The following is a 15,400-nucleotide window of genomic DNA, read 5'->3' as shown; positions in this document are numbered from 1 at the left end:
GGTATCGCACGATCTCAGACCTTTTCCGCCCTGATCAGCTCAAGTACATCCTTGGCGCGATCGACGCGCACGTCATCATTCGCTGACAGCGTCGACGCCACTCTGTCGATCTCATCACCGGTTGCGCCGGCCACAATTGCGATGTTGCGGGCGTGCAGCGCCATATGGCCTCGCTGGATGCCCTCGGTGGCCAATGCACGCAACGCTCCCATGTTCTGCGAGAGCCCAACTGCCACCGCCACCTCGGCAAGTTCCTGAGCACTCTCGACGCCCAGGACCTTGAGGGCGGCACGGGCTGCCGGATGGGTCTTTGTAGCACCACCCACAAGGCCCAGAGCCATGGGCATTTCCAGAGTACCGACAAGATGGCCTTTGGCATCGATTTCCCATGTCGACAGCGAGGTGTAGCGGCCTGAGCGCGAAGCCCATACATGCGCGCCCGCTTCTATGGCGCGCCAGTCATTGCCAGTGGCGACCACAATGGGGTCGATGCCGTTCATGATGCCCTTGTTGTGGGTGGCGGCGCGGTAGGGGTCGACGATCGCAAGGGCACATGCTTCGACAATGCCGCGGGCGATACGATCACCCTTGTACTCGTCGGTCTGCAGCGTTTCGGGGGCGACCGTTACCATTGCGCGGGCGATGCGAAGATCGGCAAAGTTTGACAGAATGCGCAGCCGCACCACGCCGCCGCTTATCGCTTCAATCATCGGCGCGACGGCTTCAGCCATCGTATTGACCGTGTTTGCGCCCATGGCATCACGCACATCGACGATCAGATGAACGACAACCATGGGGCCGGCAGCCGTCTGATCAAACACATGTACTTCGATATCGCGGCACCCTCCGCCAAGCGATATCAGGACCTTGTCCTTGACATTTGCAGCGGCAATGATCGCCTCTCGTTCCCTCAGGATGCGGGCCCGCGCGCCGTGCGGGTCGCGCACTTCAAGAACTTGCACCTGTGCCCGCATGATCGGTCCGGTGCTCGAGGTGAAGAAGCCACCACTCTTGCGGGCAAGACGGGCCATGTACGACGCTGCTGCCACGACCGATGGCTCTTCGACGGCCATCGGAATCAGGTAATCTCGGCCATTGATTGTAAAATTTGTGGCCACGCCGATCGGCAGCTCAAATGTCCCAATGACGTTCTCGATCATGCCATCGGCCAGCGCAATCGGGAGGCCGCCGCCTGCAAAAACGCTGCGTTCGGTATCGGTGAGCGACATCACATCGCCCACCCGGCCAAGTCTCTCAGCTGGTGAGAGATTCCGCAGGTTCTCGATGCGCGAATTTATGGCGGAACGCGTTCTGCCGTTTTCTGTATCGGTCACAGGCGCCTCCCACGCGATGTGTAATTTTTCTTCTTGAAACAAGCATGATCATTGTTACCATCTCTCGAAAGGTACAGATTGCAGAATTTGTCTGAATCTGTACCCATAGGAGGCGACGTTGAGGGCGACAAATCCAAGCGGCAAATCCGGTGAAACTCTTGCGGAGAATGTCGCAGCGCGGCTGGTCCAGGACATTGCGTCGGGCAACCGGGCGCCAGGAAGCAAGCTCCCTTCGATCAGGAATGCGGCCCGCGAATACGGCGTGTCGAAGAACACCATTGTCGAGGCTTACGAAAGATTGGCCGCATCCGGTCATGTGACGCCGAAGGCACGGTCCGGATTCACGGTCAGCAAGACTGCGCAAACGAACGGAACGAGGCCAAAGCACGTATCGGAAGCCGTCGACATCGCTTCGCTTCTCAATGCGCAATTGGAGGAGAGTTTCGAGATTCGAGTTGGTGACGGCCGCCCGCCCCCGGCATGGACCGAGGAGTCCGAGATAAGGCGTCATCTTGGGTTGTTCGGTCGAGGCCCTTCCCCGGGGGCGGACGCCTACGGGTCCGCCTGGGGCTTTCCTCCTCTGCGGCAGCAGATTGCGCGACGCCTGGTGAACCAACACATTCAAGCCACTGAAAAGGAAATCCTGCTCACGTTCGGTGCCAATCATGCGCTCGATCTTGTCGTTCGGGCGTTCCTGGCACCTGGCGACGTCGTGCTCGTTGATGAGCCCGGATATTACCCTCTCTTTGCCAAGCTCAAATTGGCGCAGGTCCGAGTCATTGGCGTCCGGCGCCTGCCTGACGGACCAGATATCGAAGACTTTGCAGAGAAGGTTTCGGTGGAACGGCCGAAACTGTTCTTCACGCAGTCAATCGGCCACAACCCAACCGGCGGCTCCATCAGTCTGTCTGTCGCGCACTCTATTCTCACGGTTGCGGCGAAGCACAACGTAACCATCATCGAGGATGATCCTTTTGCGGATCTCTCCCTCGTTCCTCCCAATCGGCTTGCAACGCTCGACCAACTCAACCACGTGATTTCGATCGGCACCTTTTCCAAGACCCTGTCCGCGAGCTTGAGGTCAGGCCATATCGCAGGCCGCGCCGACAAGGTCGCCGCACTTGCAGAACTCAAGATGCTGACAACAGTGAACAGTTCTGGCCACGTAGAACGGCTCCTTCACCGCCTGACATCGGAAGGCCACTATGATCGCCACCTCAAGCGCCTTGCCCAACGCATCGAGACGGCAGCAACTCGCGTGCATTCAGCGCTCAGCCGGAATGGTTATTCGATTTTCGCCGGCAATGGCGGTGGCTACTACCTCTATCTCATGCTGCCCGGAGGGATCGACGACATAGAACTCGCCCGACTGGGCGCCAAGGAAAGCATTTTCATAGCGCCTGGAAGCGTCTTTTGCGTCGACAAACAGAGTCCAATGGCCGCCGGGATCCGCATAAATGTCTCACGGGCGGATGACGAAAGATTTTTCGACTTTTTGCTGCGAAAACTCTCCTAGTCTTGGGCATCGGCACAACAGGTGCCCGGCGCCCACATGGCATTGGTGCCGCCACGAATGGACCGATGACGCCATCGACCGCCGCGCGGAAAGGCTCCGCACAGTCATGTACGAAGCGCGTCCGCGCCTTGGCGCGGATTTGTAATTGGTTAAGGCACGGCATTCTGGCTGCGAGCAAATCCTCGATGGCCTTCGACTTGATCAGTTTGCTGAAGTGATGGCCCTGTATTTCGTCGCAATGGTTGTCGTGCAGGAGGGCAAGCTGCTCGTCCGTCTCGACGCCTTCGTCATCCTGATAGGCTTCGGGTACGCCGCTCAAAGCATCAAGAGTCTTGCGGCCGATCAGTGTACGATGCGGCTGGGTGCTCTTCTGCGCCAGCCATTCCATGAATTCCGGCCCAGTATACCGGTTATAGGCAAGCGATTCCTCGCCCCGCGCCGAGCCATCGATGGACAGCATGATTTCAGAAACGATTTCAGTGTCGGAGATGAACCGCAACTCCAGCAAATCTGCGTTAGAGCAAAATTGCACGCTGGCTTACAGGCTGTGCGCAGCAGAGCCAGTTCCCTTGCGATGTCGCCCCGCTTACGACAGGATTGCCGCAACTGGAGGTTAGCCTATGACGCCAGATACCTTGCGACCCGACCACCCGCCACTCGACACTCCGCCCGTGCAATACCTGAACTTGGACCCGTCGCTCTATGTCCGCGATGATATCTGGCAGCAGGAGCGGTGCAATATCTTCGCGCACACCTGGCAGTTCATGGGGCCTGTCGCCTCGGTCGCGACATCAGGTCAATACCTTGCCATCGACATCGCCGGCACGCCGATCTTCGCCATCCGGGGCCGGGACGGGACCTTGCGCGGATTTAAGAACGTCTGCCGCCACCGGGGTGCGAAACTTCTGGCCGATGGCACGGGCAAATGTGGGTTGATCGTTTGTCCCTATCACAAATGGTCCTTTGCCGACACCGGACGGCTGGTGCAGGCCCCATGGTATGGCAAGGATCCCGCGATCATCGCCGAAGACTGGCCGCTGGAGACGGTGCAGTTGTCCGAATGGCGCGGGCTGCTCTTCGCGGCACTCGACCCGAAGGAAAGTCTTCTGGATCAACTTGGCTCTCTGCCCGCCGAACTGGCGGACGAGCCGTTGGAGACCTATGCCGCCACCGATCAGGCCACTGTCAGCTTTGCGGCGAACTGGAAGATCTACACCGACAATTTCGTCGAAGGCTACCACATCCCTGGCACGCATCCCTCGTTCTACGCTGCCATCGACTTCGAAGCTTTCCAGACCACCGCCCATCCCGGCTATGTCCGGATGACCGCACCGCCGAAAGACGGTCTGTTCTATCGCGGCAAATGGCTTTGGATGTGGCCGAACTGGACGCTGTCGCTTTTCGATGGCGGCATGAACGTTAGCCGGATCAATCCGACCTCACCGCATCACACAGACCAGCATTACCATTTCTTCTTTGCCGATATCGCTGCTGAAGCATCCGAGAGCAGGGCGAAATCAGTGCAAGGCACTCTGGCCGTGGTACGCGAGGACTACACCATCTGCGCCGATACGCATCGCAACTATGCCGCAGGGGCCTATAGCTCCGGCCCGCTCTCGGGGCGGCATGAGCGGGGCGTGCAGTATTTCCAGGAACGGGTCGCCGCGGCACTGGGACTGTGACAGCCCCTGGCGTTCCCTGTCCGCCGGAGAGTGCTCCGGCTCGGGGCCGGCACGAGCCCCCGGTGCCAGTCGAGAGTATCGGGCGGCCACGGTAAGACGAGTTACGAGCGTCGCGGCAATCGGAGCTCGCTCAAAGTGGAGAGCAGATCGGCGAACGCGGCTTTGACGACCAAGTTTAGCGCGCGCTGTCCGTACATTTTAGGATCAGTCCGAAAAATGATGCCCATCGAGCGGAAAAGCCCGCGGGCCGATCGCTGAGCTTCGGAAGGTGTAATCAATAGTTTTACGAAAAACCTGAAGTTTCGCCATTAGCTAATCGGTCAGCGTTTTCGTGGAATACGTCTGCTGTACGGCAAGATCCAAGACAAGCTGAATGACCGAAACGCGGCGCTAAGCTGGCCGTGCCTGGATCTGGCAAAGTCGGGCCGTTACCCGATCGACCGCTAGACTAGCCGGAAAGAAACGGCCTGGTATGGCCCGGCGAAGCTTTTAGCGATGAGAGCCAGCAGCGCGAGCACGATGATCGGCAAGGCCGAGCGACGCACTGTGGACAGAAACAACTGCGCGCGACGTCACTCCCTCTGCGCAGCGCTACCAAGCAAGAGGTTGGTTGCGGAAATCGACGAAATGAATGCCACCAGCGCCCGAACGGGCGATCAGTGTCTCGGCAATGCCGGCGGCGCTCGTCTCTATGTCGAGCGGCGCCCCATTGCCACCCATGTCCGTGCGTACCCATCCCGGCGACATGGCGATATAGGTTCGCCCGTCTCCTTTGCGGATCGCGAAACTTTTCATCATCTGATTGAGGGCCGCCTTGCTGGCGCGATAGATCTCCCATCCGCCGCCGGCATTGTCGTTGATGCTGCCCATGCCCGAAGACATCGCTGCGACAACGCCTTCGGGATCGACCAGATCGTGGAGCACTCCAATGACGCGCAGGGGAGAAAGCGCGTTCGTGACCATGACGTCCACGAAGTCCTGCGTCGGGACGATTTCCACGGCGATGGAAGGGTCGATGGCAACGCCCGCATTGACGAACAAAACGTCGAGCGCGCGCCCCGTGAGCGTCTTGCGAAGGGCCGTTATGTCTTCTGGTCTGTTGATGTCCATGTGCGCTATGGAAACCAGCCCATCGCCGGCAACGGTTTCCAGGGCGCCGTGGCCATGCGCGCTGCGTACGGTCGCGATCACTTCCCATCCGCGTGACACGAAGGCACGAACGAGCCCGAGACCCAGCCCTCGCGAGGCCCCGACGACGAGAGCGACTTTTCGATCTGGCATCCTAGTCCCTTTCTGGCCCTGCTCCTGTCTGGCGAATAATAAGCGCCATGCCTCACCCCACCTTCAGTCCGCCGAAGCAGGCATATTTCAGCTCCACATATTCCTCGATGCCGTACTTGGAGCCTTCGCGGCCGAAACCGCTTTCCTTGATGCCACCGAAAGGGGCAAGCTCGGTGGAGATCAGGCCTTCGTTGATGCCGACCATGCCGAACTCCAACTCTTCGAGGACGTGCCAGATGCGGTTGACGTCACGGGCGTAAAAATAGGCCATCAGGCCGTAGCGCGTGTCGTTGGCGAGGCGGATGACTTCCGCTTCGTCCTTGAAGCGAAAGACCGGAGCGATCGGACCGAAGGCTTCTTCCCGAGCCAGCCGCATCGGCGCCTGCATTCCGCTCAGCACCGTCGGTTCGAACCAGGTACCGCCGAGCGCATGCGGCTTGCCGCCAGTCTCGATGCGCGCTCCGCGATCCACGGCGTCGCCGACAAGCTCCGCCACTTTCGCCACGGCTTTCGCGTTGATGAGCGGCCCCTGCACCACCTCCGGCGCGGCGCCGTCACCGACTTTCAGGCTAGCAACCTGCTCGGTCAGCTTTGCCACGAAGGCAGCGTGGATGCCGTCCTGCACATAAATGCGGTTGGTGCAGACGCAGGTCTGGCCGGAATTGCGGAATTTCGAGGCGATAGCACCAGCGACGGCGAGATCGAGGTCGGCGTCGTCGAAGACAATGAACGGTGCATTGCCGCCGAGTTCCAGCGACAGTTTCTTGAGCGTATCGGCGCACTGCCGCATCAGGAGCTTGCCGACTGCTGTCGAGCCGGTGAAGGAGAGTTTTCGGATGACCGGATGCTCGCAGAGCAGGCGCCCGATGCCGGCGGCGTCCTTCGACGGCACGATGTTGAGCACGCCGGCCGGAATGCCGGCCTGCCGGGCAAGCTCGGCCATTGCGAGCGCCGTCAGCGGCGTTTCCTCCGAGGGTTTGACGACCATGGTGCAGCCGGCGGCGAGTGCGGCCGCCGCCTTGCGGGTGATCATCGCCAGCGGGAAATTCCAGGGCGTGATGGCAGCACAAACGCCGATCGGCTGTTTCAACACGATGAAACGCCGGTCACGACCGGCCGACGGGATGACGTCGCCATAGACGCGTTTGGCTTCTTCCGAGAACCAGTCGACGAAGGAGGCGCCGAAGGCGACCTCGCCGCGTGCCTCGTAGAGGGGCTTGCCCTGCTCGGTCGTGATCATCTGGGCAAGGTCCTCGGTATGGGCGGTGATCAGGTCGAACCAGGCGCGCAGTAGCTTGGCCCGTTCCTTGGCCGGGCGCTGGCGCCAGTCCACGAGCGCGCGCTCGGCCGCCAGGATCGCCCGCTCGACGTCGGCGGCCGCAAGATCGGCGACGCGCGCGATAATCGTGCCAGTCGCCGGATTGCGAACCTCGAAGGTCGCGCCTGTGTCCGCCCCGGCCCAGGCGCCATCGATGAAGGCCTGGTCGTGAAGCAGCGCGAGTGTCATTGTCCGCTCTCCACCTTTTCCAGCGCTGCCCGCAGGCTGTCCTTGAGGATGGCGATGCCTTCGTCGAGATGGTCGAAGGGAATGGTCAGCGGCGTCAGCACACGCACGACATTGCCGTGCACGCCGCAGGAGAGCAGCAGCAGGCCCTTTTCGGCAGCGGTGTGCGTGATGGCTTTCACCAGTTCAGGCCAAGGCTGGCGCGTCTCGCGGTCACGCACGAATTCGATCGCCACCATGGCGCCAAGGCCGCGCACCTCGCCGATGCAGGAAAACTCGTTGCCCTCCTGCCAACCCTCGAAGACCGCCTTCAGCCGTCTGCCGACCTCGTTGGCGCGGTCAATCAGCTTCTCGTCCTCGATGATCTCCAGCACGGCGATCGACGCCGCGCATGATAGCGGATTGCCGGCAAAGGTGGAGCCGACGCCGCCCATCGGAATCTTGTCCATGATATCGGCGCGGCCGGTGACGGCAGCGATCGGGAAGCCGCCGCCAAGGCCCTTGGCCATGACGACGATATCGGCGGCAACGCCGGCATGCTCCATCGCGAACATTTTTCCCGTGCGGGCGAAGCCCGTCTGGATCTCGTCGGCGATCAGCAGGATGCCGTGCCTGTCGCAGATCTCGCGCAGCGTGCGCAGGAAGGTGACCGGCCCCGGGTAGAAACCGCCCTCGCCCTGCACCGGCTCGACGAAAATGCCCGCGACGCGCGTCGGGTCGACCTCGGAGCGGAAGAAGCGGTCGAGCGCGGTCAGGGATTCCTGCTCGGAAATGCCGTGATAGGGGATCGGAAACGGCAGGTGGAAGACATCCGGTACCAGCGGACCGAAGCCGGCCTTGTAAGGATTGGTCTTGCCGGTCAGCGTCATCGCCATCAGCGTGCGGCCATGGAAAGCCCCGGAGAAGGCGACGAATGCCGAGCGACCGGTCGCGACGCGGGCAATCTTGGCGGCGTTTTCCACGGCCTCGGCGCCGGTGGAGACGAGAAAAGTCTTCTTCGGGAAGTCACCCGGCACCAGGTCGTTCAGCTTCTCGCAGACCGTGACATAGTCGATATAGGGTGTGGTCTGGAACGAGGTGTGCGTGACCTTGTCGAGCTGGTTGCGCACGCGCTCGACCACCTTCGGATGGCGATGGCCGGTGTTGTTGACGGCGATGCCGGCGGCAAAATCGATGTAGCGCTTGCCTTCGACGTCCCAAAGTTCGGCGTTCTCCGCCTTCTCGATATAGACGTCGAGATGTTTCGACAGGCCAGCCGGAATGGCGGCAGCGCGCCGCGCCGTGAAGGCAGCGTTCGTGGACATGGGTATCTCCTTGGACAGTTTGTTATGGTGCGGCGCCATCGCGGCGCTTCAAGTGGCCGGCCCCATCCCTGACGGACGGGGCCGGCGCATCAATTGATTTGGAGGCGGATTAGGATTTCAGGCCACACGACCTGAAATCATCCGGCTCTAGACAGCGGCCTTGGCGCGGCGGGCGTCCCGTTCGATCTTCCAGTCGACGCATTCCTGAGAGCAATAGATGCTCCCGTCATGCATCTTCCTGCGAACGGAATCCTCGGCCGACGCCTCATAGATCAGCACGCCGCAGTTGGCGCATTTCGTGTAGCTTTCGATGTAAAGCCCGTTCAGCGAAAACTTCATGGTCTCAGGCCTCCTGATAGCCGTAGTGTTTGTGGGCGGCCGCCTTCGAGACGTAGCCCTCGCGGACATCCTCCGCGACCGCCACCGGATCGCGCTTTGCGGGATCGCCGTAGCCGCCGCCACCAGGAGTGACGAGCCGCACGCGATCACCGCGGCGAATGGAGACGTTGGAGTAGCGGCTGGTCGAGGCCTTGCCATAGGCCTCGCGCATCGTCTGCCAGTCTTCGCGGCCGTTCTTCATGACCAGCGTCGCGCCGACGCCGCCTTCCGTGCCGCCGTTCAGACCCCAGGGGGCGAGCAGATGGCGGTCGGTCATCTGCGAGCAGATGATTTCGTCGTTAAGGCACAGCATCTGCTTGGAATAGCCGACCCCACCGCGATATTCGCCGGCACCGCCGGCATCGACGTTGAAGGCGAGGCTTTCGATGCGCCAGGGGAAGCGCGTCTCGTAAACTTCGACTGGCGTGATGCGGCAATTGCCGTTGATCGAGTCGACGCCGTCATTGCCATCGGCAAAGGCGCGGCCGCCCCAGCCGACCGCTTCGAGGTCGTAACAGGCGAAATACTCGCCTGTGTCGGCATCGACGCCGCCGAAGACGAAGTTGCAGTGGGTCGCACCCTCCGCCGCCATCACCCGGTTCGGGATCGCCGGGGCCATGGCGCCGAGGATCGTGCCGACGATGCGGGGATGGGTTTCGGTGTTGCCGCCGACTTCCGGCGCGGGGAAGTCCACGTTGACGATGGTGCCGGGCGGCGCCATGACGCGGATCGGCCGGAAGCAGCCGGAATTGCGTGGGATCGTCGGGTCGGTCATGTGCAGCACGGCGTTGTAGGCCGCCGATGTGGCAACGCCGAGCGTTGCGTTGATCGGGCCGGAGGCCTGCGGCGAGGAACCGTGATAGTCGACGATGATCTCGCCGCCGCGCTTATGCACCTCGACAGCGACCGTGTAAGTGCGGTCGGCGTCGATACCGTCGCTCTCAATCTTGTCGGAGAAGGCATAGATGCCGTCTGGGATCGCCTCCAGTTCGGCACGCATGCGGCGCTCCGAATAGAGCAGCAAGTCGTTGACCGTCTCCTTGATTTTCTCCTTGCCGTACTTCTGGTAGATCTGCGTCATCTGCTTTTCGCCGAGGTCGACGGCGGCGATGAGCGCGCGCAGATCACCATAGTTGACGCGCGGCGTACGCACGTTGGCGAGAAGCAGCTTCCAGACCTCGATATTGTCCTTGCCGCGCTTCTTGATCTTGACCGGCGGAATGCGAAGGCCCTCCTGGAAGATTTCCGTCGCCTCGCCGCAGAAGCCGCCGGGCGCCATGCCGCCGACTTCGGCGATATGGCCGATGGCGACGGCAAAGCCCATGATCTCGCCGTCGACGAAGATCGGTTTGAAGAAGGTGTGCTCAGGCGTATGCAGGCCACCGCGATAGGGGTCGTTGTGCAGAATGACGTCGCCCTCCTCGATCTCGTCAATCGGGATCTCCTTGAGGCAGGATTTGACAAGCAGCGGCATGCCGCCGATCTGCGCCGGGCAATAGTCGGCGACCGCGATCATGTCGCCGTTCATGTCGGCAAGCCCGCAAGTGAAGTCGAGCGCCTCGTTGAAGATCGTCGAATAGGACGTCTTCATCAACACGATCCCCATCTCCTTGCAGAGAGAGACCATGCTGGATTCCAGAATGTTCATCGTAACGAAGTCCATGATGGTACTCCTCAGGCCGAAATGATCAGATTGCCGAGCCGGTCGACGCGGAGCGTCTGTTTCGGCTGCAAAATGGTGACGGAGGCGCTTTCCTCCACAATGGCGGGACCGGCGACGGTCTGCCCCTGCTTGAACGTACCGCGGTCGTAGGTCTTCACCTCGTGCCAGCCGTCCTCGAAGCGTACCTTGCGGCTGCCCGAGGACGCCGGCGTGCCTTCGCCCTTTTCGAGCTCCCGCATCTTCGGCTTTTCAGAGACGGCGACGGCGACGACCTTGAGATTGACCGTCTCGATGGTCTCACCCGGAATGGAGAAGCCGAAGCGGTTCTGGTGCTCCTCGTGGAAGCGTTCCCAGAGGCTTGCTATGGTCTCCTCGGTGAACTGGTTGGCCGGGAAGCTCAGTTCCAGTTCGTGATTCTGGCCGAAGTAGCGGGCCTCGATGGAGCGGTAGACCTCCACCTTCTGCTGATAACCCTGGGAGACCAGCTCGGCGATGGCGCCATCCACCAGTTCCGTCATCGCCGCCGTGGCGCGGGCACCGTCGAAGTATTTCGAGATCTGCTGCACCGTGCGATGCCGGTCAACACGCGCATCGGTCATGATGAAGCCGAAGGCTGAGAACTGGCCGGGATAGTTCGGCACGATGCCCTGCGGAATGCCGGAAATATCCATCAGGTCGCAGATATGCACCGGCCCCGCCCCGCCCGAGGCGACGAGCGTGAAGTCGCGCGGATCGAGGCCGCGCTGGAGGAGAACGGCACGCAGCGCACCCAGCATGTTGTTGTTGGCGATCTGCACCATGGCGAAGGCAGCCGCATCAACCTCGAGGCCGAGCTGATCGGCGATCGTCTTGACCGCGCGATGCGCTGCCTCGGCGTCGAGTTTCATTTTGCCACCGAGGAAATAGTCGGGATTGATGCGGCCGAGTACGACATTGGCGTCCGTCACGGTAGCACTCTCGCCGCCACGGCCGTAACAGGCGGGCCCTGGTGCCGCACCCGCCGATTGCGGACCCATGCGCAACATGCCGCCCTTGTCGATCCAAGCGATGGAACCGCCGCCAGCGCCGATCGTGTGGATGTCGATCATCGGGATCTGGATCGGCAGGCCCCATTCGATCTCGAAGTTCGTCGTCACATGCTCCATGCCGTCCACGACGGTAGAGCAATCGGTCGATGTTCCGCCCATGTCGAAGGTGACGAGGTTCTTGATGCCGGTAAGTTCGGAGAGGACGCGGGTGGCGACGACCGCACCGGTCGGACCGGAAAGCGTCATCTGCACCGGCGTTTCGGCAGCGCCCTTCAGCGTCGATTCACCGCCGTTCGATTTGATCACGCCGATCCTGTCACCGATGCCAATGCCATCGAGGCGCTTCTGCATGCGGTGGAAATTGTCGGAGACGATGGGCTTCAGATAGGCGTCGGCAATCGTGGTCGAGGCGCGGTCGTATTCCTTCCACTTCGGCAGCACGTCGTACGAAATCGAGATCGGCATGCCGGGCAGTTCTTCCGCGAGGATGTCGCGGATGCGCTGCTCGTGGCTCGGATCGATATAGGAGAACAGCGTACAGACGGCGATCGCCTCGATCGTGCCGTCGGCCTTGATCGTTGCGGCCATCTGGCGCACGGCCGCCTCATCGAGCGCGGTGACGAGCTCGCCCTTGGCGCTGAAACGCCCGCCGATCTCATAGGTGTCGGCGCGCTTCATCAGCGGCTTGGTCTTGATCCAGGTAATGTCGTAGTGGCTGCGACGGTCGCCACGCTGGATGAAGGGAACATCGCGAAACCCGGTGGTCGTGACATAGGCGACCTTCGCGCCGCGGCGCGTCAGCAGCGCGTTGGTGGCGATCGTCGTGCCAAGACGGATCTTGTCGACGCTTGCGACGTCCTCCACCTGTCCGAGCCCCTGGAGCACACCTTCGATCGGTTCGGAGGGTGTCGTCAGGTTCTTCCAGTTTTCGATGGTGCCGGTCGCCGCATCGTAGGAAACAAAGTCGGTAAACGTTCCCCCGATGTCGATGCCGATGATTTTCCTGTCAGGCATTATGTCCTCGTTTCTCATGGATAGGATCAGGACGAGCGGGGCTTTTCCCGGTCGTAAGCTTCAAGAAGGTGACGCCAGGAATCGCGGATGTGATCGCGGATGGCATCCATCGCCTTTTGGGGATTGCGGGTACGCAGCGCCTCGACGACCGGCCAGTGATCGACGGCCGCCGCCATCTGGCTCTCGAACTGGCGTTCCGCCATGGTAATCAGCATCTGCACTTCCGCCTGGATGTTGGTGAAGGCGTGTAGCGTCTGGCGGTTCTTCGAGAGCCGGCAGATCTCGAGGTGGAAGGCGAGGTCGTTCTCGACAAGCGCCATCTCGTCATTGGCATTGGCGGCAGCGACCATGGCATCAACGAAACCGGCAATGCGGTCGATGTCGGCGTCCGTCATCTGCGGCAGCGCCTGTTCCATCGCGAAACGTTCGACGACGACGCGGAAGGAGAAGATTTCGTCGATATCGCTGTGCAGGAAGGTGCGAACGAAGGTGCCCTTGCGAGGAACCGCGACGAGCAGACCGCGCTCCTCCAGCCGCCGGATCGCCTCGCGGATGGGGTTGCGGCTGATCCCGAGCTGGCGGGCCAGTTCCGCTTCGTTGATGCGTTGGCCGGGCTGGAGTCGGCCGAAGATCAATTCGCGCACGAGTAACGTCGAAACCTGGTCGGACAGCATCCGGTGGTCGATGATGCCGATCGGCTCATCTGTATTGAAGAGATTGTTAGCCATTGATGAGCCCCTTCTCGCGCTGTGATTGCCCCGGCAGGCCTATCTCTCGCCCTGCCATGATCCCGTCTTTGCGGAAGACCAGTATCAACAGCATAATGCCCGCGATGATAAGTTCCTGCGTGCCCGCAGGCAGAGACCACTGCTGGCCGCCGATCGAAATCCCACCTTCGAGGCGGCGGAAGATATCGACCAACGCCGTGATGACGACAACGCCGACCACCGCGCCCGCAAGGCTGCCCACGCCGCCCACGATGAGCATGGCGAGCGCGAGGAAGGTGAAGCTCAAGAAGTAATTGTTGATCGACACGGTGCCGAGGTAATGCGCTTGCAACACGCCGCCGAGGCCGACCAGGAAGCCCGAGAGTGTGAAGGCAATGAGCCGCGACCAGTAGAGCGAGATGCCCGACGCGGCAGCGGCGACCTCATCTTCCCGCGTCGCTCGGATTGCGAGGCCAAAGGCGGAAATCTGGTAGAGATAGGCGATGACGATCGCGAGAACGGCGCAGATGAGCGCAATCCAGGCCGTCACATAGGTCGGCAGGCCGACGATCGAGGCGGAGCCCATCGTGACGCTGTCCCAATTGGAATAGACCACGTTCAGGATGAAGAGCACGGCAAGCGTGGAGATCGACGCCGCAAGGCCCGTGAGCCGCATGATGACGAGGCCGGTAAGGAAAGCGGCAGTGCCGGCGAGCAGCACCGAGACGATGGCGGACGGCAGCAGCGGAATGCTCTGGTCGCGCAGGAAATGCGGCAGGCCGGACATGGTGATCGGCTTCAGCATCTCGCAGCAGGTCTGCCAGGCCGAGGCATAGGCGGCTATCGCCACGAACGTGGCATGGCCGAAGGAAATGACGCCGGAATTGCCGACGAAGACGTAAAGCCCGACGACGATGACAATGCTGATCAGCATTTCTATGACGGTGCGCTGCAGGGACAGACCGCCGAACTGTCCGGTGACCACGACGATGAGCGCAAGCGGCACGACAAGCGCCAGCACCGGAAACCAGAAGCGGCCGATCGCTGCAAAGGATGGCATGGTCTTGCTCTTCATTACACACGTTCCTTCGCGGCGCTGGTGACGATCAGGCCTTGCGGGCGGACGAGGAGGATCAGGATGACGAGTGTGAACACACCGGCATCGCGGAAGGGGCGCAGATCGACCGGCAGGTAGGTTTGCAAGAGCACGCTGGCGACACCCACGAGGAACCCACCGAGTGCTGCCCCCGGCAGCGAGCCCATACCGCCGATGACGGTGGCGAAGAAGCCGTAGACGACGGGCATCAGACCCATGCGCAGGTCGAGCGTTCCCGTCTGAATCGTGAGCAGCAGGGACACCACACCTCCGAGCAGGCCTGAAATAGCGAAGGCGAGCGCGATCACCCGGTTCGCCGGCATGCCGAGCAGGCGGGCCATCTGGAAATTTTCCGCCGCCGCCCGCATCTGGATGCCTAGTGGTGTCTTCTTGAGGAAGAGAACCAGCGCGACGAGCAGGCCGGCGGTGACCCCCACGGTCAGGAGCTGCACTCCCGGTACGCGCACGCCGCCGATTTCCACCGCATTTGCGAGACTCTGCCCGATCCCGACCGATTTAGGCCGGCCGGTATGGATGAGCATGACGAGGTTCTGCAGGAAATAGCTGACGGCGAAGGAGGAGATGAGCAGCGTCGACGGGTTGGAATTGCGCAGCGGCCGGAAGGCGATGCGCTCCGTCAGCAGCGCCAGCACGACAACTACGAAAAGCACGCCGCCGATCATGAGGGCAGCGGGCAGCGCACCGAGCAGCAGCGGCGGCGTGACGCTCGCCGTCGGCACGACCAGCGCGTAGGCGCCGATGGTGATGTAGTCGGCCTGCGCGAAATTGACGAGCCGCATGACGCCGAAGACGAGGCCGATCGCCAACGCGACAAGGGCATAGAGGCTGCCCAGCGCGATGGCATCGACGAGAACTTGAACGATGTTGGCCAT

General features: G+C 61.7%; 12 protein-coding genes. 2 read left to right on the top strand and 10 right to left on the bottom strand.

Features of this window, described 5'->3' with window-relative positions; translation table 11 throughout:
- Positions 1-14: 14 nt before the first annotated feature.
- Positions 15-1,334 (bottom strand): hydroxymethylglutaryl-CoA reductase, degradative, encoded by a 1,320-nt coding sequence (locus EB815_RS13345; protein ID WP_081295165.1) that lies wholly within the window; start codon positions 1,332-1,334, stop codon positions 15-17.
- A gap of 118 nt (positions 1,335-1,452) precedes the next feature.
- Between EB815_RS13345 and EB815_RS13340 the strand changes: the two genes are divergently transcribed.
- Together EB815_RS13340 and EB815_RS13335 are read left to right on the top strand one after the other, a co-directional pair.
- Positions 1,453-2,850: a PLP-dependent aminotransferase family protein gene (locus EB815_RS13340; protein WP_056566251.1), complete on the top strand. Its 1,398-nt coding sequence runs from the start codon at positions 1,453-1,455 to the stop codon at positions 2,848-2,850.
- Positions 2,851-3,470: 620 nt separating this feature from the next.
- A complete protein-coding gene (locus EB815_RS13335) occupies positions 3,471-4,532 on the top strand; it encodes an aromatic ring-hydroxylating oxygenase subunit alpha (protein WP_081295164.1) in 1,062 nt (353 codons plus the stop codon).
- Between the two features lie 591 nt (positions 4,533-5,123).
- Here EB815_RS13335 and EB815_RS13330 read toward each other — a convergent pair.
- From EB815_RS13330 to EB815_RS13290, 9 genes are all read right to left on the bottom strand, one after another.
- Positions 5,124-5,813 carry an SDR family NAD(P)-dependent oxidoreductase gene (locus EB815_RS13330; RefSeq protein ID WP_056566245.1) on the bottom strand — a complete coding sequence of 230 codons (690 nt, stop codon included), beginning with the start codon at positions 5,811-5,813 and terminating at the stop codon, positions 5,124-5,126.
- Between the two features lie 52 nt (positions 5,814-5,865).
- Positions 5,866-7,320 (bottom strand): NAD-dependent succinate-semialdehyde dehydrogenase, encoded by a 1,455-nt coding sequence (locus EB815_RS13325; protein WP_056566242.1) that lies wholly within the window; start codon positions 7,318-7,320, stop codon positions 5,866-5,868.
- Complete coding sequence (gene gabT, locus EB815_RS13320; protein WP_056566384.1) at positions 7,317-8,621, bottom strand: 4-aminobutyrate--2-oxoglutarate transaminase; 1,305 nt, start codon at positions 8,619-8,621, stop codon at positions 7,317-7,319. The genes EB815_RS13325 and gabT overlap by 4 nt, the downstream gene beginning before the upstream one ends.
- A gap of 147 nt (positions 8,622-8,768) precedes the next feature.
- A complete protein-coding gene (locus tag EB815_RS13315) occupies positions 8,769-8,960 on the bottom strand; it encodes a hypothetical protein (protein ID WP_056566239.1) in 192 nt (63 codons plus the stop codon).
- A 4-nt stretch (positions 8,961-8,964) separates the two neighbouring features.
- A complete protein-coding gene (locus tag EB815_RS13310) occupies positions 8,965-10,662 on the bottom strand; it encodes a hydantoinase B/oxoprolinase family protein (protein WP_056566236.1) in 1,698 nt (565 codons plus the stop codon).
- 11 nt (positions 10,663-10,673) lie between these two features.
- Positions 10,674-12,704, bottom strand: a complete 2,031-nt coding sequence (locus EB815_RS13305; RefSeq protein ID WP_065005674.1) for a hydantoinase/oxoprolinase family protein — start codon at positions 12,702-12,704, stop codon at positions 10,674-10,676.
- Between the two features lie 26 nt (positions 12,705-12,730).
- Positions 12,731-13,432: a GntR family transcriptional regulator gene (locus EB815_RS13300; RefSeq protein WP_056566229.1), complete on the bottom strand. Its 702-nt coding sequence runs from the start codon at positions 13,430-13,432 to the stop codon at positions 12,731-12,733.
- Positions 13,425-14,486, bottom strand: a complete 1,062-nt coding sequence (locus tag EB815_RS13295; RefSeq protein WP_056566225.1) for a branched-chain amino acid ABC transporter permease — start codon at positions 14,484-14,486, stop codon at positions 13,425-13,427. Before EB815_RS13295 ends, EB815_RS13300 begins: the two co-directional genes overlap by 8 nt.
- Complete coding sequence (locus tag EB815_RS13290) at positions 14,486-15,400, bottom strand: branched-chain amino acid ABC transporter permease (protein ID WP_081295163.1); 915 nt, start codon at positions 15,398-15,400, stop codon at positions 14,486-14,488. Before EB815_RS13290 ends, EB815_RS13295 begins: the two co-directional genes overlap by 1 nt.

The organism is Mesorhizobium loti (assembly GCF_013170705.1).
Classification (GTDB): Bacteria; Pseudomonadota; Alphaproteobacteria; order Rhizobiales; family Rhizobiaceae; genus Mesorhizobium; species Mesorhizobium loti_D.
This window is presented reverse-complemented; position numbering and strand designations above follow the sequence as displayed.

Excerpts from the sequence above, each read along its gene's own strand:
- EB815_RS13305 (WP_065005674.1), bottom strand. The coding sequence starts at position 12,704 with ATGCCTGACAGGAAAATCATCGGCATCGACATCGGGGGAACGTTTACC.
- EB815_RS13335 (WP_081295164.1), top strand. The coding sequence starts at position 3,471 with ATGACGCCAGATACCTTGCGACCCGACCACCCGCCACTCGACACTCCG.
- EB815_RS13310 (WP_056566236.1), bottom strand. The coding sequence starts at position 10,662 with ATGGACTTCGTTACGATGAACATTCTGGAATCCAGCATGGTCTCTCTC.
- EB815_RS13295 (WP_056566225.1), bottom strand. The coding sequence starts at position 14,486 with ATGAAGAGCAAGACCATGCCATCCTTTGCAGCGATCGGCCGCTTCTGG.
- EB815_RS13325 (WP_056566242.1), bottom strand. The coding sequence starts at position 7,320 with ATGACACTCGCGCTGCTTCACGACCAGGCCTTCATCGATGGCGCCTGG.
- gabT (WP_056566384.1), bottom strand. The coding sequence starts at position 8,621 with ATGTCCACGAACGCTGCCTTCACGGCGCGGCGCGCTGCCGCCATTCCG.
- EB815_RS13290 (WP_081295163.1), bottom strand. The coding sequence starts at position 15,400 with ATGGCCAACATCGTTCAAGTTCTCGTCGATGCCATCGCGCTGGGCAGC.
- EB815_RS13315 (WP_056566239.1), bottom strand. The coding sequence starts at position 8,960 with ATGAAGTTTTCGCTGAACGGGCTTTACATCGAAAGCTACACGAAATGC.
- EB815_RS13300 (WP_056566229.1), bottom strand. The coding sequence starts at position 13,432 with ATGGCTAACAATCTCTTCAATACAGATGAGCCGATCGGCATCATCGAC.
- EB815_RS13330 (WP_056566245.1), bottom strand. The coding sequence starts at position 5,813 with ATGCCAGATCGAAAAGTCGCTCTCGTCGTCGGGGCCTCGCGAGGGCTG.